Source organism: Tahibacter sp., assembly GCF_032229445.1.
Lineage (GTDB): Bacteria > Pseudomonadota > Gammaproteobacteria > Xanthomonadales > Rhodanobacteraceae > Tahibacter.
This window is the reverse complement of the sequence record NZ_JAVTWC010000093.1, coordinates 175,775-196,189: the sequence shown is the minus strand read 5'-3', so window position 1 is coordinate 196,189 and position 20,415 is coordinate 175,775. Positions and strand designations below refer to the sequence as shown.

Annotated in this window: 8 protein-coding genes; 6 read left to right on the top strand and 2 right to left on the bottom strand. The window is 60.4% G+C overall.

What is annotated here, in order from left to right; all coding sequences use genetic code 11:
* Nucleotides 1-183: 183 nt before the first annotated feature.
* The 5 genes from RUU78_RS15955 (at nucleotide 184) to RUU78_RS15935 (ending at nucleotide 4,958) form a co-directional block, all read left to right on the top strand.
* The gene (locus tag RUU78_RS15955) at nucleotides 184-519 is read left to right on the top strand and encodes a hypothetical protein (RefSeq protein ID WP_313918338.1); all 336 of its coding nucleotides are present in this window, start codon (nucleotides 184-186) and stop codon (nucleotides 517-519) included.
* Nucleotides 510-1,304 carry a polyketide synthase gene (locus RUU78_RS15950; protein ID WP_313918336.1) on the top strand — a complete coding sequence of 265 codons (795 nt, stop codon included), beginning with the start codon at nucleotides 510-512 and terminating at the stop codon, nucleotides 1,302-1,304. Before RUU78_RS15955 ends, RUU78_RS15950 begins: the two co-directional genes overlap by 10 nt.
* Nucleotides 1,305-1,355: 51 nt before the next feature.
* Nucleotides 1,356-2,297: an ABC transporter ATP-binding protein gene (locus RUU78_RS15945; protein WP_313918334.1), complete on the top strand. Its 942-nt coding sequence runs from the start codon at nucleotides 1,356-1,358 to the stop codon at nucleotides 2,295-2,297.
* Nucleotides 2,294-3,058 carry an ABC transporter permease gene (locus RUU78_RS15940; RefSeq protein ID WP_313918333.1) on the top strand — a complete coding sequence of 255 codons (765 nt, stop codon included), beginning with the start codon at nucleotides 2,294-2,296 and terminating at the stop codon, nucleotides 3,056-3,058. Before RUU78_RS15945 ends, RUU78_RS15940 begins: the two co-directional genes overlap by 4 nt.
* A 412-nt stretch (nucleotides 3,059-3,470) precedes the next feature.
* Nucleotides 3,471-4,958 carry a DUF418 domain-containing protein gene (locus RUU78_RS15935; protein WP_313918331.1) on the top strand — a complete coding sequence of 496 codons (1,488 nt, stop codon included), beginning with the start codon at nucleotides 3,471-3,473 and terminating at the stop codon, nucleotides 4,956-4,958.
* 134 nt (nucleotides 4,959-5,092) lie between these two features.
* Here RUU78_RS15935 and RUU78_RS15930 read toward each other — a convergent pair whose 3' ends face one another.
* Nucleotides 5,093-6,526, bottom strand: coding sequence for a PfaD family polyunsaturated fatty acid/polyketide biosynthesis protein (locus RUU78_RS15930; protein WP_313918329.1), 1,434 nt, complete (start codon nucleotides 6,524-6,526; stop codon nucleotides 5,093-5,095).
* Between the two features lie 83 nt (nucleotides 6,527-6,609).
* Nucleotides 6,610-7,407 carry a thioesterase domain-containing protein gene (locus tag RUU78_RS15925; protein WP_313918327.1) on the bottom strand — a complete coding sequence of 266 codons (798 nt, stop codon included), beginning with the start codon at nucleotides 7,405-7,407 and terminating at the stop codon, nucleotides 6,610-6,612.
* Between the two features lie 331 nt (nucleotides 7,408-7,738).
* On the opposite strand from RUU78_RS15925, the gene RUU78_RS15920 reads away from it, so the two are divergent.
* Nucleotides 7,739-20,125 carry a non-ribosomal peptide synthetase gene (locus RUU78_RS15920; RefSeq protein WP_313918324.1) on the top strand — a complete coding sequence of 4,129 codons (12,387 nt, stop codon included), beginning with the start codon at nucleotides 7,739-7,741 and terminating at the stop codon, nucleotides 20,123-20,125.
* The last annotated feature ends 290 nt before the right edge of the window (nucleotides 20,126-20,415 follow it).

Genomic DNA, 20,415 nt, shown 5'->3' with positions numbered 1-20,415 from the left:
TGTGCATGGCTGGGATGGCGCGCATGACCCAAGATCATCTTGCGCTCTGTGGCTGCGGTTGGCGACAGGGTCGTTTGTTTCGAGTGCCCAGGCAACGCAAATGCCTGCGGCGTAGGGGATCGTGGCCTGCGACATTTTCATTGCCGACGAGATCGTGTATTCGCTGTCCGAATTGGAGTTTACTTGCAGCCTTTCCTCGTCCGATGTATCGAGACCCAGCGGGGCGATCGCATGTTATTGATAGCGCAGGCTACTGATGCCCGCCAAGCGCAGGAATGGCGGCAGTTCGATGTTTGCGCTGAAAAAAGCGCACAGGTGCCGAGAAGGCGTTTGCAGGGACCGAACTGCCTGTCCGGCAAAGGATTCGCCCGTCTGAAGTGCCTGCCGTACGTAGGGAGCAATACGCTAGCGACTGGCAAGCATGCGGTGGTCAGAGCCAATCTGGCCCTGTTCCCCGAACCTGAAAACCTGGCGGGTACCGCCCGCTGTGTCGACTACGGCGTGTTGTCATGGGAGTAACGGCAGACCTGCAGGAAACGGGGGCCAGGGGGCAGCCGGCAAACGATGCGGTCCTGCTGGAAGTGGTCGGCGATTGCATCGTCAAGCTCACCCTGAATGATCGCGTCAACAAGAACACGTTTTCGAGTGAACTGAGTATAGGGTTGATGCAGGCGTTCGCGCATATCCGCGCCAATGACGCCTACAAGGCCGTCATAATGACGGGCTACGATACTTATTTCTGCTCTGGCGGCACCCAGCAGGGACTGGTGGCACTCAACGACGGAAAGATGCGCTTTACCGACAACGCCGTGTTCAGTCTGCCACTGACGTGTCCGGTGCCGGTCATTGCCGCGATGCAGGGACACGGTATCGGCGGCGGGTTTATTTTTGGCCTTTTTGCTGACTATGTGATTCTTGCACGAGAAAGCATCTACAACGTCAATTGCATGCGCTACGGCTTTACGCCGGGCTTCGGGTCGACGCTGGTTCTTCCGGAGCGGCTGGGCTTACCATTGGCGACAGAGATACTGACGACGGGGCGGAATTACCGGGGAGCGGAACTGCAACAGCGAGGCATCTCTTTCCCGGTTGTTGCGCGTGCGCTGGTGCTTGAACAGGCGCTTGCCCTCGCACGCAATCTGGCAGAAAAACCCCGCATCTCTCTCGTACTCCTCAAACAACGCCTTAATGCCAGGCTTAACAGGGAATTGGCCGAGGCTGTGGATGCCGAGCTGCGTATGCATGAAACGACGTTTCACCTGCCTGAGGTGAGACGCAAGATAGATGAAGAATTCGGTTCCTGAGCGTTCTTGCTGGACACGAGTTGACGCCCCCCTTCCTACTGCGCTGCGACCATGCTGCTAGAAATCAAGAGCCTCACCAAGACTTACGGTAAATTCACGGCTCTCGACGGCGTCACTCTGTCGATCGCCGCCGGCGAGCGCGTAGCATTGCTTGGAGCAAACGGCTCGGGCAAGACGACGACAGTGCGGTCAATCTGCCGGCTACTGGAGTGGGAGGGCGGCGATATCTATTTCGAAGGCCAACCCATCCGCGGGCGCAAGCAGTATCTTGCCGAGATTGGCGCGGTGCTCGAGGGTAGCCGGGATCTGAACTGGCGCTTGAGCGCCAAACAGAACGCGCTCTATTTCAGCGGGATACGCGGGGTCTCGGACCGCAAGGCGTTACCGATCATCGACTCACTGATGGACAGGCTGGGCCTGAGCCAGTATGGCTCTCGCATCGTGGCGCGTCTGTCCACGGGTAATCGACAGAAAACCGCGTTGTTATGCGCACTGGTCCATCAGCCCAAGCTGCTGATGCTCGATGAGCCCACTCTGGGTCTCGACCTGCAGACGATGGATGAACTGGAACGCGTGCTCCTGGAAATTCAGCACGAAGGGAATCAGGCGATGCTGATTACCTCGCACGATCTGGGCTTCATCGACAAGGTATGCACGCGGGTGGTTCTGATCGACAAGGGGCGTGTGCTTTTCGACGGCGGCATCAAGGATCTGCGCGAGACTCTGTTCCAGTACGAACTCGTGCTGACCGTGGAGGAAGCGTCAGTAGCAGCGGTCGCTTCGAAGATTGCTTGCCTGTTTGACGGCGAGGCCACTCGCGCGGAGCTGAATGGCGCAAAGCTGGTGGTTCAGTACAACGCACCGGATGCAGTGATGGGATTGCTGGCTTGGCTTGAGGCAAGCGCGATGCATGTTCTGGATATGACCATCATGCCTCTCTCTCTGGAGAAGGCATACAAAAAACTGTTGGCATCGGAAGGCTTGCGCGCATGAACTTTGCCCATCTGCTGAAGACCGAGGCCCGTCTGCACCTCATTACGACCTGGGAATACTGGTTCGAAACCGTAACGACCATGATCATGGTTTCGTTGGTATTCCTCGCGTTGTTCTATGGAATCCAGTCTTTCTACGACAAGCCAGGCGAGCAGCCGTCGCTGGACGGGCTGCTGTTCGGCTACATCATCTGGTTCTTCTCCATTGCTGCGTTCACGTCGTCCAGCCAAAGTATGATCCTGGCCAATCAAACCGGGATCATCAGTCAGCTCTTCCTTTGCCCGCTTGGGCTGGTCAAGCTGATCCTTGCCCGGGTGGTAGTGATCGTGCTGTGGAATCTCCTGCTGGTGACAGGGCTGGCCTACATCGCCATGGCCCTGACCGGAAAATGGCTGAACATCAATTTCGCCGTCTTCTACCTGATTCTGCTCGCTGCCGCGCCATCGCTGATCGGTGTCGGTATGATGGTCACCGGCCTTGCGTTGGTATTCAAGCGTGTGCAGACCGTTTCCGGTGTCCTGCTGATGTCGTGTATGGCACTCGTGGCAGTCGATGCGTATCCGCTTAACTGGTTCAGCCTGCTGCCGTTCACGCTGGGTGCGTCTGTTGCCCGCGACAACATCATCGGTGGCGTCCCGCTGGAGATCGGCGCACTGGCCCTGGTCGCACTCAACTCGATGGTTTATCTCGGCTTGGGAATCGTGGTCTACAAGGCATTCGAGAAGCGAGCCAAACGGCTCAACCTCATCGGCCACTACTGAGTTCTGTCCACGGGCGCGGAATTCGGCGTCGCCTTTTTTCCCTGCCTGACCGCGCAGAACAGGAAGCGTCCCACGCTTCCCTGAGGATGCCGGCGGGCTGCCGTATTCTGTCGGACCTTCGTGTGGGTACAGCCCGCGGCGGCCTCCACGGAATCGGTGTCGTCGGGTCGCGCGCCGCGCATAGAGGCAGTTCGCCGCACTGAAACCGCAAGTTGACCGCGTCCGCATGCCGAAATCGTCGCGCGATCCATCCAGGCGGCTACCAGAACGAGCATAGCCGCTTAGAAAACTATTTGTGCTTCGCATCACAAGCGCTATGAAACAAATGCGCGAAATACGTAATTTATCGCTAAAGTCCTTAGTACAATCCTAACTCGTTTTGTCGCCCGTAACTCTTTGTCAAGGGTTAACAATGCTGACGTCCAGCGAGCCGGATCGGGATTCCAGTCGTGCAATTGGCCCTGCGCCTGCCGCCCAGGTTTCCACGGACCAGCGCGTCGATGCGATGGATGTGCTTCGGGGCTTCGCCTTGATCGGTGTTCTGTGGATGAATATCGAGTGGTTCAACCGCCCGGTGGCCGAACTGCCGCGAATGGACGTGACGATCAGTGGTGCTGACTATGCTGTCGCCTGGTTCGTCAAGATTTTTGTCGAGGGTAAGTTCTACCGGCTCTTTTCATTGCTGTTCGGGATGGGGTTTGCGTTGATGCTGATCCGGGCAGAAGCCCGAGGTCAGCCTTTTTTGGCGGCGTTTTCGCGCAGAATGGGCGCACTTTTTGTATTTGGTCTGCTGCATCTGGTGCTGTTGTGGAGTGGCGACATTCTTCATCGTTATGCGCTTGGCGGTCTGCTGTTGCTGGGCTTGACGGTGCTGTTTCGCACGCCTTGGCTGCGCCGGTTCGACAATAACCGCCTACTGCTGCGAGTGAGCGTTGCTGCCATGGCGCTGCCGTTTGTTGTCGGTTCCTTCGTCGGCTTTGCTCAGGGCCTGTTCAATGACAGGGCTCGGCTCGAGAGCAGCTGGCAGCATCGCCTCAAGTCCGAGGAGATGACGAGACGGATCGAGGCGGACCGGCGAGGCATCGCCGGTTCGTTCGCGCATGATGGCAAGGTTGATGGCGATCATGCGAGCGGCGGTGTGGCGGACGCTCAGATCCGCAAGGAAGCGCTGGCGCGCGCGCTGGTCCGCGCTCAGCATCGGGAACGCGTGACTGCGGAAACTGTGGCGTTGACTCAGCCTGATTACTGGACGGCATCGCGCTACCGTGCGGAAGTTGCATGGCGGCATCTTGCTGAAGCACCCGGCTTCGTTATCTTCCCTCTGCTCCCGATATTCCTGTTTGGTTTCTGGTTGGTGCGAAGTGGCACAATGCATGATCCCGGGCGCCATCTGGCGATATTCCGCGTGGTTGCGTGGGCAGGATTGGTCTTGGGATTCGCAGCCAGTGTTGCTGCCTATACGCTGAGCAGCCATCCTGCCACCCGGATGGTCGACTCCTTCGCCATCCTGAGCTTCCTGCTGATGCAGCTTGGTCATCCGTTGCTGGCCTCAGGGTATTTCGCCATATGCGTGCTGGCGATGGAGAGTCCCCGGTGGCGCACGCGACTTTTCTGGTTGGCGCCGCTGGGAAGGATGGCGTTGACCAACTATCTTATGCATTCCCTTGTGTTGGGAATGGTTTTCTACGGTTACGGACTCGGTTGGTTTGGTCAGGTCTCACGCATGCAGCAGTTGCTGCTGGTAGTCGCCATTGGCGCCGCACAGGCGGCTTTTTCCCGATACTGGCTTGCGCGCCTGCGCTACGGCCCAATGGAATGGCTGTGGCGCAGCATCACGCGCTGGCGCTGGCAGCCGCTATGGCTTGGAGAAAATCACTCGCGCTCGTCCATGGCGAAATGATTTCGCCGCGTTGGTGGTGGTACTGAGCCGGCGTCCCCGACCTATGCTTGCCGGGCGAATTAACCGACTTGGGAAGGGCGCTCCGACGAGTGTATCCGTGACGGTGTCGGTGAATCCGCGGTGGCGCCTACACTTCAATACCCGGCGGCTGCAATGCGAAGCAGCTTGTTCACATTGCGCGACATGAGTTCGGCTGTGCCCTGCATGAGATGGTGTCCGATTTCGGCGACGCGGCGTTGCCGCCAGTCTTCAAGCTGGGTGCCTTTGACCCACTGATTAAAAGCGCCCAGTGCAGGACCAGTGTGGACCTGGTAGTCAACCTTGCAATGCGGATCGCCGCTCAGCGCCAGGCGGGAAGTTCTGACGAAATACCAACGAAAGATCGCCGACATCTTCTTCTTTGGGCTGGCGCGGATGAGCTTCAGTTCGTCTGGGCGGTATTGCTCGTGGAAGGCTTCGGTCTCGGCCCAGACTTCGTCGATCGTGCGGCGGAAATATTTTTCCTCCAACATCCGCAGTGTCTTTGCATCGATCTGGTCGAGCGACTCGTGATTGCTGTACAGCTCGTACAGCTTGTTGGCACGGGCAGGGAAAAATACTCCTTTCTTCAGCACCTGAACTTTTGCGCCGAGCTCGAACAGGTCGCCTGCCGGCGCGTAGGCTGTGTCCTGGACATTGATCGCCTGAAGCAGATCCTTGACTTCGGAACTGGTGCTCGCTTCGACCGTGCACTGGTTGATGGACCCGGTGACGATGAAATCCGCCCCCATCGCGAATGCCGCCGCCGCCGCCTCGGGTGTACCTATGCCGCCGGCGCAGCCCACGCGGAAGGGTTGGGCATAGCGATGGCGTTGGTGCAGCGTCTGGCTCAGTTGTCTTATCGCCGGAAAAATGGCGAATGCTACGCCCTGGTCGGTGTGTCCGCCGGAATCCGCCTCGACGCAGATTTCCTGCGCGACCGGGATATGTCGGCTGAGTTCCGCTTCCTGCAGCGAGATGTGGCCCTGGTGCACGAGCAGGCTGACGATCTTTTCGCTTGGAGGACTTGCGAACTGCTCTGCCACTTCAGGCCTTGAAAGCTTTGCCATCACTTTGTTGGGAGCTACGACACGTCCGTTGGCATCGACATGAATTCCCTTGAGCCGGTAGCGGATCAGCGATGGTGTCAACTGCATGTACGAGGACGCCTCGACATGGCGTACACGATACTTTAGAAATAAGTCGACTATCGCATCCTCGTACTGAGCGCTGTTGTTGGCCAGTAGATTCATACCATAGGCATGCTCGCGCGCCAGCGACGACTGTATGAAACGGATGCTCGATTCGACCTCGTCCAGGCGCATGCCGCCCGTGCCGAGAAAGCCGAGGAATCCGCCTTTGCCCATCGCAACGACCAGATCCTGCGAGGCGATACCCTTGTACATCGCGCCTGCGAGGCATGCATAACGAAGCCCGTAGTCACTGCGGAAATCGGCACAGCCCAGCTGTCCGGGCCTCAGGCTTATGTCGGCAAAGCCACGTTCGACGGTCATGTCATAAGGCATCGCGGCGTTGTCGATTCGAGTCATTGGAGTGCCTGCAGAGTTCGAAGGTGTAGTAGCCTCTAAAGCTGCGCATGTGAGGCCCCGGCGGCGGGAGCTACGGCCTTAGGTCATGCAGTCGTGCGTTGGAGGGCATTTTCGTGAAGCAGTTGACTTACCTTGTCGGCAAGCAGGGTACCGCACTGGTTGATGAAAAAATGATCACCAGCGAGATAGTCGAGTCCGACGAATTGCAGTGTCAGTTCGCGCCATGCAAGCAGATCCGGATAATTGACTTCGCGGTCGTCCAGCCCGGCCAGAACGGCCAGGGGGCATCCGAGCACGGTTCCAGGCGGCTGGTAAGTATCGGCAACGCGAAAATCAGCCTTCAATGTCGGCAGTAACAGCTGCATTATCTGGCTGTTTTCCAGCACTTCGCGCGGTGTGCCGTTCAGCGCGGCAAGCTTTGCGAGAAAAAGATCATCGGGCAGGTGATAAGTCGGCAACATGCGGGAGGGCAGATGTGGCGCACGGCTCGCCGCCGCGATGAACAGTCGCGGCTCAGGTCCGCCCGTATTCTGCAATTGCCGCACCAGCTCAAAAGCTATTCGGCTTCCGAGGCTGTATCCAAAAGTGACATAGGGAATGTCCAGCAACGGAAGCACCTCAGACTTCAGCTCGGCAACCAGCCTTGTCATGTCCGTGTGCGCAGGCTCGCGCAACCGCGTCGCCCGGCCGGGGAGCTGTACCGCGATGATATCCACGTTGCCAGGCATCCGACTTGCCCATTCTGCGTACGTGCTGGCGTTTCCCCCCGCGTACGGGAAGCAGAAAAGACGTAATGCCGGGCGTTCCGCCTGGCCGTGTCGCACAAACCACGGACTGGAAAGCAACGAAGAGACCCCTGATGTTCTCCGCAGCGCAAACATAGCGCCAGATAGGTCGGTCGGAACTGGTATACACGGAGAGTTCGAGTGTAACAACGTGAAACTAACAATTCAACGTTGTGCCAAAAAGCGTGTTATGCGCGCGCACTCGCTGTAATGTGTCATGCTAGATGGACAAGTGATGCTTCGTGCTTGAGTTCGTAGCACAGAGAAGCGGGGGCATTTGCTTGGGGGGTTGCATAATCCAAAAATTTTGAAGTGTCGCGGGGGCGGCGCGGCGTAGTCGCAGTTGTCCTTGTGCTGAAACTGCCGTGGCCATTCGTGGTGCAGTCGAGCGCCGGAGTGCCACAACAAGACGACGAGCTGCCAGTCCATGGATACATCGGTCAGATCAGTTCTCCAGGAAATATCCCGGCTTGATGCTTCGCTCGTATTGGGTGATACGCGTAAGTTGATTGTCTCCATGCCGGAGGGGCCGCATGTACAGCCGGCACTGGACAGGATTGCTGATAACAGGGCGGGGTTGATTGAAGCCTTGCAGGCTTTCCATGGCCGGATGCCTGCCGTGCACGCATTACATGCGCTGCCAGTCGATCACCATCGCCTGCCCACTCCGTGCGTAGCCAAGGGAATGGCCGTGGTTCGCCTCGCGGCTGATCTGCCTGCCGCGTTGGCTCTCTTGTCCGAAAGCTGGGGGCGCCCCCCCGAAGATACGCTCGCAGTGCTGGCGGGCGCATTCCTCTCTCGCTACAGCGGTGAATCGGATATCACGCTGGGAAGTTGGCGTCCGCCTTCCGCATACGGAGATGGCGATCTCTGCGTTTTGCGCCTTTCCCTGCCCGAAGACGGCAGTATCGTGGAGTTGATGGGGTCGAAGGCCGTTCTGCACAGGATGACCGACATGGAACCCCTGTCGTGTCTATGGTCGAAGCAGCGCGAACAGGGCTATCACCCGTACTTCCAGATTCTGCTCACCTTCGAAACTGGGCGTGAACTGGTCGGTGCCTGCCAGTACCGCTGGGCCGGGTCGCTCGATCTGAATATCCACGTCCGGCTGCAGGAGGGCGGCGGCGATCTCGGCTGGGAATACTCTTTGGGTTTGTTCAGCCACGACAGCGTTCTGAGGATGGCGGAAAACTTCGCGTGTTTTCTCCGTGGCGCACTGCATAGCCCGCACACCAGCTTCAAGTCGGTATCCCTGATCAGCGGGCTTGAGGCGCGACAACTGGCGGCGCTGGGGCGTACCTGGGAACCCTTTGAGGATACGGCGACAATTCACGCACTGTTCGAGCGCCAGGCACGGCTGACACCCGACGCGATTGCGATAAGTCACGCAACAAACGTGATCACCTACCGTCAACTTGACAATGCATCGGACAGGCTGGCCCATCACCTACGCCAGCTTGGCGTACAGCACGAGCAGTTCGTGGGCGTGTACCTGGGCAGAAGTCCAGCATTGGTATGTTCCATCCTCGCCGTGCTGAAGAGCGGCGCAGCATACTTGCCGCTCGATCCTACCTACCCGGCGGAGCGCACCGCATATCTACTGCAGGATGCCGGGGTCAGCACGCTAATTACCGAGGCTGCGCACTCGTCGCGCTTCGACGATGCCGACTATCGCACTTTCCAATGGCAGGCCAACGAACTGCAAACGCTGGACTCAGTCGCGCTCAGGGCTATCGGCGACACGCAGGCGGCGGACTTCTGCAGCGTTGCGGATCATGGTCGCCTTGCATACGCCATCTATACCTCGGGCTCTACGGGTCAGCCCAAGGGCGTGATGATAGAGCACCGCAACACGGTGTGTTTCCTGCGCTGGGTGCACACCACATTTCCGATCCACGTGATGCAGAATGTCCTTGCCAGCACGTCAATGAACTTCGATCTGTCGGTGTTCGAGTTCTTCGGGCCGCTGACCTGCGGCGGCCGTCTGACTATCGTTGACAGCCTGCTCGATCTGATTGCGGCGCCAGAGCAGTTCAATGCCGTGACGCTGATCAATAGTGTTCCCTCGGCCGTCAACGAACTGGTTCTTTCGGGCAAGATTCCCGACAGTGTGCGGGTGGTGAACCTTGCCGGCGAACCGTTGCGGCGTGCGCTGGTAGACAGTATTTATGCAAAAAGCAAAGTCGAGTCGGTCTACAACCTGTACGGGCCTTCGGAAGATACGACATATTCCACGTTTACCCTGGTGGAAAGAAATTCGGAGGCAGAGCCTAGCATCGGCTTGCCGTTACCGCACAGTCAGGCCTTCATTCTCGATGAGCGTCTTGCGCAGGTGCCGGTCGGGGTGGTCGGTGAACTCTGCCTGGGTGGTGCCAGCCTGGCGCGTGGTTATCTCAACAAGTCCGAGCTGACCGAGAAAGTTTTCATTGCCAACCCGTTCTACGACGCTACGAGGGGTGATCCGCAGATCTATGCCCGGCTTTACAGGACAGGCGACCGGGCGCGCTGGTCGTCCGACGGCCAGATCGAATTCATGGGGCGTGTGGATCACCAGGCCAAAATCCGTGGTTTCCGCATCGAGTTGGGTGAGATCGAAGCCCGCCTGCTCAAGCTTGCCGATGTGCGCGAATGTGTCGTCGTCGTGCATAAAGTTGCTGGCGGTGACCAGCGTATCGTTGCCTATGTCGCGCCCTCGGCCGCCGCGGCCTCGGATGCACCGTTGCGCGACGCACTGAAGACGTGGCTGGCGCAGTTCCTGCCCCATTACATGATGCCGGCGGCCTTTATGGTGCTCAAGGCACTTCCGTTGCTTCCCAACGGAAAAGTAAACCGGAAGGCTTTGCCCGAGCCGATCTACGGCCGCAGCGGCTCAGTCGTGGCGGAGCTTGCCACGCCGACGCAGCAGCGTCTGGCGTCACTTTGGTCCAGCGCGCTCGCCAGCGCGTCGACTCCGTCCGCGCACGATACGTTCTTCGAACTGGGTGGCCATTCGCTGCTGCTGGCTAAGCTACTCAACCTGATCGCACGCAGCTTCGGCGTGCGCCTCACCTTTGCAGAAACCTATAAGAATCCAGGCCTGGCGCAGATGGCCTGCGTCATCGACCAAGCGCTGCAGCGCGGTGAAACATGCGTTGGGGATGATTTTGCCATGCCTGGGCCGGTGGCGGGCGAGGCAGCGGGGGAGCCTCTGTCCTATCCGCAACACCAGCTATGGTTTGCCGACCAGTTGCAAGGTGCCAGTCAGCACTATCATCTCCAGCTCAACTTCGACGTCTATGGGGCGTTACAGACCGATTGCCTCGAAAGGGCGCTGCGCCGGGTGGTACGGCGGCACGAGACTCTGCGGACCCGTTATCGCGTCGTGGATGGCGAACCACGCCAGTTCATCCATGCGGAGGCAGGGCTGGAGCTGGCGGTGGTTGATCTGTCGCAGGCGGGCATCAACAGCGCGCAAAGCCTGCTGTTGAGCCTGCTGGAAAATACGATATCGCGTCCGCTCGCGTTAGATTCAGCGCCCATGCTGCGCGCGGTCGTGGCGAAGCTGGAAGCGCAGCATTACCACTTCATGCTGCTTGTGCATCACATCGCGGCGGACGGCTGGTCGCTGGAGCTGATCAAGCGCGACCTCTCGGCGTATTACGCGCTGGAAACGGGAGCGGCTGCAGTGGAGCCAACTGCGCTGCCACTGCAATTCCGCGACTTCGCACGCTGGCAGCGGCGCCAGCCGGTTTCGAGTTTGCTGCGCGACACGGATTACTGGAAGCAGCAGTTGTCCGGCATTCCAGCGCTGCATGGCCTGCCGCTGGATCGCGCGCGGCCTTCCACGCAGAGTTTCCGGGGAGCCGTATGGCATCAGACTCTCCCAGGCGCCAGCCTGGACGGGCTGCGTCGCCTATGTCTGCAGGCGAATACGACTCTGTTCGTCGGCTTGCATGCATTGCTTGCGGCGACGATTCACCGCTTGAGCGGGGATCAGGACATCGTCATCGGCACGCCGGTAGCTGGCCGGCACGATGAGGAATTGGATCCGGTAGTCGGGTTCTTCGTAAATACGCTCCCGCTGCGATGCGCAGTCGCGGCCAGCGATTCCTTCGCCGCCCTGTTGCGGCGAAGCCGTGGCGTCGTCGTGGAGGCGTTCGATCATCAGCGGCTGTCTTTCGCGCAGCTTACTGAGGCGGTAGCTCCGCAGCGCGACCTCAGCCATTCGCCGATATTCCAGATCATGCTGTCGTTGCAGAACAACGAGCGGCACGCGCTTACTTTGACAGGGACGCAAGTCAGCGAAATTCCGCCCAAAGTCTTTACCAGTTGCATGTTCGACCTTCTGCTGGACGTGACCGAAGACGACGAGGGCGCACGGCTTGCCTGGGAATATAGCTGCGATCTGTTCGATCAAGACACAATCGCAGACATTGCGCGCGGCTTTGAATCGTTGCTTGGCGTCGTCGTCGAAAAACCACATGACGCCGTCGGCGCGTTCGTCCTGCCGAATGCCGCCGAGCACGACTTGGCGGTGCGGCTGTGTAACGAAACCGATGTTGGATTCAACGAGACGGATCTGTTGCATCAGGGCTTTGAGCGGCAAGCGGCGGATACGCCCGCTGCTACTGCAATCCGTTGCCGTGGCTCGTCACTGACGTATCACGAGTTGAACGAGAAAGCCGATGCCCTGGCCGCGGGGTTGGGCAACTTCGGTATAGGTCGTGGCGATCTGGTTGGTGTTCACCTGCACCGCAGCCTGGACCTGGTCGTTGCCATCCTGGCGGTGCTGAAAGCCGGCGCGGCCTGCGTGCCGCTTGATATTGGCCATACCCAATCGCGATTGCGCCACGTGATCGTGGACAGCGGCATGCGCTGGGCACTAGTCCATCGCTCCGTGTCGGAACGTCTGCAGGAATACGGCACTTCCTGCATCACGATTGACGACACGGCACCGGAGTACCGTGATGGCCTGCTTGCGATGCCGGCCGGGGTTGCGCAGTTGTTCACATCTGCGGCGCCGCAAAGCCGATGTCCGGAGGCGGGCGCGTTGGCCTACGTCCTGTATACGCAGGGATCTACCGGCGCGCCCAAGGGCGTGATGATTGATCACCGCAATGCCGTGTGTCTGCTGGAGTGGGCGCGGCGGGTGTACAGCGCGCGCGAGCTTGAAAGCGTGCTGGCGAGTACGTCCATCGGTTCAGGCCTGTCGATCTTCGAGCTGTTTGCGCCGCTGCATACAGGCGGACAGATTGTGCTTGTGGACAGTCTTGCGGATTTGCCGCACCTGCCGCCAAGCAGTGCAGTGCGACTCATTCAGGGCACGCCGTCGGCAGTCGCGGAACTGATTGGCAACGGCACACTTCCCGCTTCGGTGGTTACCGTCAACCTCGCGGGCGAGCCGCTGCGTCGGCGCCTGGTCGACGCCATCTACGCACAGGCCGGTATCGAGTCGGTATGCAACCTTTATGCATTGTGCGAGGGCACTGCGTACGGCACGTTTAGCAAGGTGGAGCGCAACGCGGGCGCCGAACCCGCGATCGGGCGGCCGATAGGCAATGCACGGGCTTATGTCATGGACAGCAGCATGCAGCTGTGCGCGATCGGTGCAGTCGGCGAGTTGTATCTCGGCGGCGCCTGTCTGGCGCGTGGCTACCACGGCAAGCATGAACAGACCGACGTCGTGTTTGTCGAAAACCCGTTGCTGGAACGCGAAGGCCATGGCGATGTCGCCGGGCGCTACCGCCGGCTTTTCCGCACGGGCGACCTTGCGCGCCTGCGCGCCGACGGCATGCTCGAATTCATTGGACGCGTTGGCAGCCAGCTGAAGCTGCGCGGTTTCCGCGTCGCGCCCGGCGAAATCGAGGCCGCGCTGTCGCAAGACCGGGATGTTACGCAGTCGGCCGTGACGCTGGTCCGGACCGGCGCAGGAGAGTCACGCCTTGTCGGATATGTAGCGACGCGCATCCCGGTCCGAAGTTTTCCCGCTTTGCAGTTGCGGTTGCACGAGGCGCTGCGCGGAAAGTTGCCACATTACATGCAGCTATCCGCCATCGTTGTGCTTCCAACGCTGCCGCTTACGCTGTACGGAACGATTGATCGCGCAGCCCTGCCGCAGGCAGACGACGCCTCAGTCACTGTGGCCGGAATCGCGACGGCTGCCGAGAAGACCCTCGCGCGCATCTGGTGCGAGGTGCTCAGGTGTGAAGGCCCACAGCCCGGCGACAACTTCTTCGCTCTGGGCGGGCATTCATTGCTGCTGACGCGACTTATTAATGCGGTCGACCAACAGCTCGGCGTGCGGCTGTCAATGAAGGATGTGTACGAGGCGGCCAATCTGGCTGACATGGCTCAGCGCATCGAGCAGGCTACAGGCAACGACGGAGGCGTTGCCCGGGTTGACCGCAGCGATGAGCTTCCGCTTTCCTATGCGCAGTTGCGGGTGTGGTTCGTGGAGCAGCTGGATCCTGGCACCAACCAGAACAATATTCAGGTTGGTGTACGGCTTGACGGAGAGGTTTCCGTGGTGCAGCTACAGCGTAGCCTGGACGCGATCATCGCGTCCCATGATGCGTTCAGGACCGTGCTGGTGCGTACCGGCGCCGAACCCAGGCAAAGGGTGCTGCCCCTACCGCTGGCGGTTCCAATCAAGTATCGCGATCTTTCTGACGATGGCGACGCAACCGACACGAACGCACGCGATTTGTTGAACGGGCATGGAACCCAGGTGTTCGACCTGTACCGGGCGCCGCTGCTTTCGGTGCTGTTGCTGAAACTCTCGGAGCAGCGCTTCCGCCTGAACATCGTCGTGCACCACCTGATCTTCGATGGCATTTCATTCCAGGAGTTCCTGTCAGAACTGCTCGCCAGGTACGACGCGGGACGTGGCGGCCGGGCCTATACGGGCGAAGCGGCCCCGTTCGATTACCCCGACTATGTGATGTGGCAGAGAGACTGGCTAAACAGTGCCGCAGCGCTTCAACAGGAAAGTTTCTGGCGCGACTATCTGCAGCAACCCTTCGAGCGCGTACGCCTACCGGCGTCGGTTGAAGAAACCGAACATCCCGCGTCAGGCTTTCTGAGCCTTCCGCTGGACGGTGCTCTGCGTGACCAGTTGACGGCGGTTGCGCAGCGTCATCAGGGCACGCTTTTCAATGTGATGCATGCGGCGTTCTGCCTGCTGATCGGTAGGCTGTCCGGAAATGCCCGCGTCGGTACCGGCATTCCGGTCGCGGGACGCAATCTCGCTCACGCTGATCGGGTCTACGGAAATTTCCTCAACAATCTGCCGGTCTGCGTGGATGTTGATCTGCGCGAAACGTTCGACGCCTACCTGCGCCGTCATGTCAGGGAAACTGCACAGGTCCTGGCTCATCAGGACCTTCCGTTCGAACGTATTGTCGAGTTGAATCCCCATCGGCGGGAGGATGCAGCGCCGCTGTTCAACGTCTTCTTCAACATGCTTAACGAAGACGCCGAAACGGCAGGTACCGGCGATTTCCAGATGCATGTCGATGACGTCGGCATCGTGGACACAAAATTCGACCTGACCATGTACGTTCTTGGCGGGTCTTCAGGCTGGGACCTGCACTGCCACTTCCGCGCGGCGTTCGCTGCGCCAGCCACGATAGAGCGCCTGCTCGGGCAGTACGAACGTCTGTTGCGAAGGATTGCGCAAGACAGCGATCAGCCTTGTGGCGCATTCTCCCTTGATGCAGAAGTGGACGAAGATGCCGCCGGCCCAATGGCGGCGCGTGGCGGCGGCAAAGTACGACAGTTCTGGCCGGGACCGGTGCATGCGCTGTTCCGGCGGTTGGCCTTGCAGCAGCCTGCGGCCATCGCCATCGTCGCAGGCGAAACGGACTATTCCTACCGGCAGCTGCTGGAGGCCTCGACCCGTTTCGCCACCGCATTGCGCCAGGCTGGCGTGGAGCCGGGCGCCCGCGTGGCAGTCGTCGCAACGCGTTCGGTAAACCTCGTTGTTTCCATCTTTGCGACACTTCAGGCGGGGGGGGCGTTCTCGCTGATCAATCCGGATCAGCCCGTCGAACGCACGCTGCAGCTGCTCGGCATTCTGGCCCCCACCGGGGTGGTCTTCTGCGGCCTGCCCGAAGCCTTTGATGCGACGTTGCGCGCACGCATCGCCGCGACATCTTTACCCTGCCTGTTTACGCAACATGACCTGCTCGCCGCGGCTCCGCTGCAGCCTGAGGCGCCAGAGTCTGCTGCCGTGGATCCCTTCCAGCCGGCCTGCATCACCTTTACGTCAGGTACCTCAGGCGTGCCCAAGGCAGTCGTCGGCACGCACGTAGGGCTGAGTGGCTACCTGCAGTGGTGGCCGGAACGTATGGGCGTGGGCACGGGAGATCGCTACAGTCTCCTGTCCGGCCTGAGTCACGACCCTATCCAGCGCGACATCTTCGGCTCGCTGTGTACTGGCGCCACGCTGGTCATTCCGGACGATGCAGAGGTGATACCGGGACGACTTGCCGAGTGGTTTGCGCGGCAACGTATTTCCGTTGCGCACCTGACGCCCGCGATATCTCAAATCCTGTGCGACACCCGCGAGGCGTTGCCCGCTCTGAAGCTGGTCTTCCTGACCGGCGAGAAACTGCACAGTGACCGGGTCTATGCGATCAAGCGCCTCAATCCGCGCGTTACGGTGTTGAACAGCTATGGCACCACCGAGACACAGCGCGGCTCGACTTATTTTGTCGCCTCGGGGCTGTCGACCTACCGCGGCACAGTGCCAGTGGGAAGGTGGACGCCCGATACCCGTCTGCTCATCCTCAACGAGAACGGCAACGATTGCAGCCTGGGCGAAGTCGGCGAGATCTACATCGAGAGTTTCCACCTCTCGAACGGCTATCTCGGCGATCCCGACGGCACTGCGCGGGTGCTGTCAGTGCGTGAAGATGGCCTCAAGCGCTATCGGACGGGCGACTGCGGCTGCTATCTGTCGGATACGGTGGTGCGCTGCCTGGGGCGCAAGGATCGCCAGATCAATATCCGTGGCTATCGCGCCGATCTCAGCGAAATCGAAAGCGCCTGTCGGCGCGATGGTGCCGTCAAGGATGTCGCCGTGCTAGTCCTGCGGGCCGCAGACGACGCCGATTTGATTCAGCTGGTGGCCTATGTCGTCGCCGACATTCCGTCGGCGTCTTTCGAGCAGCGCGTGATGTCGATGCTGGTCGACTCGCTGCCTTCGTATCTGGTGCCTACGGCAGTGGTATCGCTGGCGGCATTGCCGCTGACGCGTAACGGCAAGCTGGACGAAGCGCGCTTGCCCTTGCCTGAACTCACGGCCACGGATCTTTCTCCCGCGCGTAATGAGATCGAGCAAGTCTTGGCGCAGATCTGGCAGGACGTGCTTGGGCGCACGCAGGTGGGAGCGAACGATAGCTTCTTCGCGCTGGGCGGACACTCGCTGCTGGCGCTGAAGATGAGCGGCGCAGTGTGGAAGCGACTTGGGGTCAGTCTGCCGCTCAAGTCGCTATTTGAGCGGCCTACGATACGCGCCATGGCCAACTACATTGCCAGCCAGCCGGACATCACGCCTGGACCGGCCGTTTCGAGCCCTGAAGCCAGCGACCGCGATGTTGCAGCGCTTTCGTTCGCGCAACAGCGGGTCTATTTCCTGAGCCAGTTTCCCGAACAGCGGTCCCTGTTCAATCTGCCGCGTGCCTTCAGCCTGGAAGGTGAACTGAACGTCAACGCGCTGCACGGTGCGCTGCAGCGACTGGTGCAGCGGCATTCCAGTTTGCGCACCATGTTCGTTGCTGCGGACGGGGATGTTGTGCAGCGCATCGACGCTTCGTGCGAGTTGACGCTGGAGATTGTGGATATTTCCTCCCTGGAGCCGATTTCTCGCTCGCGGCGGGAGTCAGAACTCGTCGATGCCGAAGCGCTCGCACCGTTTGAACTGGGTAGCGCAGTCAAGCTGCGCGCGACGCTGATTGTTACCGCTGCGAGCCGGCACGTGCTGCTGTTGACAGTGCATCACATCGCGTCGGATGGCTGGTCGAACAGCATCTTGCTGAAGGAACTTTCGTGTCTGTACGCACAGCTGTGCCGGGGCGAATGCAGTGAAGGTGACCCGGGCCGGGCGATTCAGTACATCGACTATTCCCTCTGGCAGCGCGAGCGACATCAGACCGGGCAGATGGATGATTCGCTGGGCTATTGGCGCAGGCAACTGGCCGGTCTGCCGGCGCTGCACAGTTTGCCGCTTGATCGGGAGCGGCCGCCGCGCCAGACCTTTGCAGGCGGACATTTTGAAAGCTGCATACGGGCCGATGTGGCAGCCGCGCTACGCACTCTGTGCAGCGAGACAGATACCACGTTGTTCATGCTGCTCAACGCAGCGTGGTCGATAGTTCTGTCGAGGTTCGGCGAGGCCACGGAAATTGTGGTCGGAACCCCGGTCGCGGGCCGCGAGACTGCCGCGCTCGAGGGGGCGGTCGGCTGCTTCATCAACAATCTGGTTCTGCGCTTCGATGTGCAGGGCGCGCTATCGTTTCTGCAATACCTGGCTACGGTGAAGCAAACCACGCTCGACGCTTTCGCGCATGCGGAGGTGCCGTTTGAATTGCTGGTCGAATCGCTCAATCCGCCGCGGACCCAAAGCCATTCGCCGCTGTTTCAGATCATGCTCTCGCTGCAGAGTTACGATCAGCAGGATTTTTCGCTGGCAGGTATCGACTGCCGTTCAAGAGAGCAGTCCTACCCGTGCAGCAAGTTCGATCTTTCGCTTTACTGCTGGGACAGGGAACATGGCATTGACGTGCTGTGGGAATACGCGACCGCTCTGTTTGATCCGACGACGGTCCGCGGATTGTCACAGGCGCTTGAAGTCGTGCTCGAATCGATTGTCGCCGATCCGTCCCTGCCGCTCGATTGCCTGGCGCTGGTCGGTGGATCGCAGCTCCAGCAGCTGCTGGACGTCGCCTCTGGGCCTGCGACCCTGCGTGGGCAGCAGCCTGTCCATGCGCTGTTCGAGCACCAGTGCAGCCTTGGACCGGAACGGCTGGCGATTGCTGCAAGCGATGGCGAATTCACCTACGCCGAGCTGAATGTCCGCGCAGATCGGGTAGCCCGTTTCGTTCGCGCGCGCAGCGCGCGGCAGGCCCCTGTGGTTGGCGTCTGCCTGGACAGGACATCGTCGCTGGTGGCTGCGCTGCTCGGCGTGCTCAAGGCCGGCGGTAGCTATGTGCCGTTGGACCCGCTGCAGCCGGCGTCGCGGCTGCGCACGATGGCGGGGCAGGCCAGGGTTGACATGATCCTCACCGAAAGCCGCTACCAGGGCTGGTTCGATGGCGCTCACGAGAGCGCCGAAATCATTGTCCTGGACGATTGCGTCCGCGGCGACCCGATGGCCGCGCCGGCCGCCGGCGACCGGAGCCAAGCGCCGACCGAGGACACGCTCGCCTATATCATTTTCACCTCCGGCTCTACCGGGACGCCCAAGGGTGTTGGCGTCGGTCACGGGGCATTGAGCAACCTGCTATTGGCCATGGCTGATGCACCGGGCATCGACAGCAGCGACCGCCTGCTCGCCGTCACGTCGATTGGATTCGATATCGCCGGCCTGGAGTTGTTTCTGCCGCTGATTTCGGGCGCGCAGCTGCACCTCGCCGACGGGGCCGCCTGCAAGGACGTGAGGCGGCTTGCTCAGTACATGGACGAACACGCCATCTCGATAATGCAGGCCACGCCGTCGATGTGGCAGCTGTTGCTGGACAGCACGGCGCTTGGCTCAGTGGGGCGATCGCTCAAGATTCTCGTGGGCGGCGAAATGCTCAGCGACCCGCTGGCCAATCGCCTGTGCGGACTTGGTTCGTCAGTCTGGAATCTGTACGGGCCTACCGAGACGACGATCTGGTCCATGCGCTGGAAATGCCGGGCAGGGCAGCGGGTTTCCATCGGATTTCCGATCGACAACACCCAGTGCTATGTCTTGAGCGCCGGCCTGCAGTTGCAGCCCACCGGCGCGGTGGGCGAGCTTTACATTGGTGGAGATGGTCTGGCCGCCGGGTACTACCGGCAACCCGAACTGACCGCCCAAGCCTTCGTGCCGCATCCGTTCCGGCAGGGCGAGCGGCTTTACCGTACGGGCGACTTGTGCCGGCAGGCTGAGGACGGCAGCCTGATCTGCCTCGGCCGGCGTGACCATCAGATAAAGATCCGCGGTTTCCGCGTGGAACTGGGTGAGGTCGAGGCGGCGTTGCTGAAATGCGAGGGTGTTGCCGCCTGCGTCGTCACCTTGGCGACGACGCCTTCGGGCGATGCTTGCGTGCGGGCTCACCTGACGTCTACCGACGCGGCACTCAATGAGGCGCTGGCGGCCGATCCGCAGGCCTCGACACAGCAATGGCAGCAGCGCGTTGTTCACCAGCTCGGCCAGTTGTTGCCGGACTACATGGTTCCGTCGGCGCTGCTGTTCATGGCGCAGATGCCGTTGAACGCCAACGGCAAGATCGACAGGGCTGCGCTGCCGGAGATCCTGGTCGGACGACATCGCCCGCAGCATGTGGCGGCACAGAGCGAGGCGGAGCGGCATCTGTCGCAGGCATGGTCGGAATACCTGCAACTGGAAAGCGTCGGTGTCACAGAAAATTTCTTCAGTCTAGGCGGCCACTCAATCCTTGCGATGAAGTTTCTCGCCCGCGTCAACAGCGAGTACGGTCTTTCCATTCCGTTGATGGACTTCCTGGAAGCGCCGACGATCCGCGCACTGGCTGCGCAGATCGAGATGCTGAGCTATCTGCGACAGTCCGGCCACACGGCGGGCGAAGGGAGCGACGCCACGGTGCGCGGACAGGAATTCATATTTTAGGAAACCTCTGGCCCAACCCAATTCAGTCTCGAATATTCACCTCCTTTGGATAGCGGCTTTCGTAGAGGCGAGCAGCCGGATACAGCAGCGAAGTAGGCACCGCTTATCCGGTGTTCCCTGTATGAGCGTTGGCGTCGGTTGGCGGTTGGCGAGCTGCTACGTACTGCATTGCCGGCTGCTATAGCCGCGCGGGGGGGGGGGGCGAAATGATTTTTGCCGGATTTAAATTTTATGGCCGACAAAAGGCCGCTAACCCGCCAATGACTAGAAGGACCGGGTCAGACTATGTT

Bases quoted from the DNA above. Each gene is read 5' to 3' on its own strand.
- RUU78_RS15950 (WP_313918336.1), top strand. From the start codon at position 510: ATGGGAGTAACGGCAGACCTGCAGGAAACGGGGGCCAGGGGGCAGCCG.
- RUU78_RS15940 (WP_313918333.1), top strand. From the start codon at position 2,294: ATGAACTTTGCCCATCTGCTGAAGACCGAGGCCCGTCTGCACCTCATT.
- RUU78_RS15945 (WP_313918334.1), top strand. From the start codon at position 1,356: ATGCTGCTAGAAATCAAGAGCCTCACCAAGACTTACGGTAAATTCACG.
- RUU78_RS15935 (WP_313918331.1), top strand. From the start codon at position 3,471: ATGCTGACGTCCAGCGAGCCGGATCGGGATTCCAGTCGTGCAATTGGC.
- RUU78_RS15930 (WP_313918329.1), bottom strand. From the start codon at position 6,526: ATGACTCGAATCGACAACGCCGCGATGCCTTATGACATGACCGTCGAA.
- RUU78_RS15920 (WP_313918324.1), top strand. From the start codon at position 7,739: ATGGATACATCGGTCAGATCAGTTCTCCAGGAAATATCCCGGCTTGAT.
- RUU78_RS15925 (WP_313918327.1), bottom strand. From the start codon at position 7,407: ATGTTTGCGCTGCGGAGAACATCAGGGGTCTCTTCGTTGCTTTCCAGT.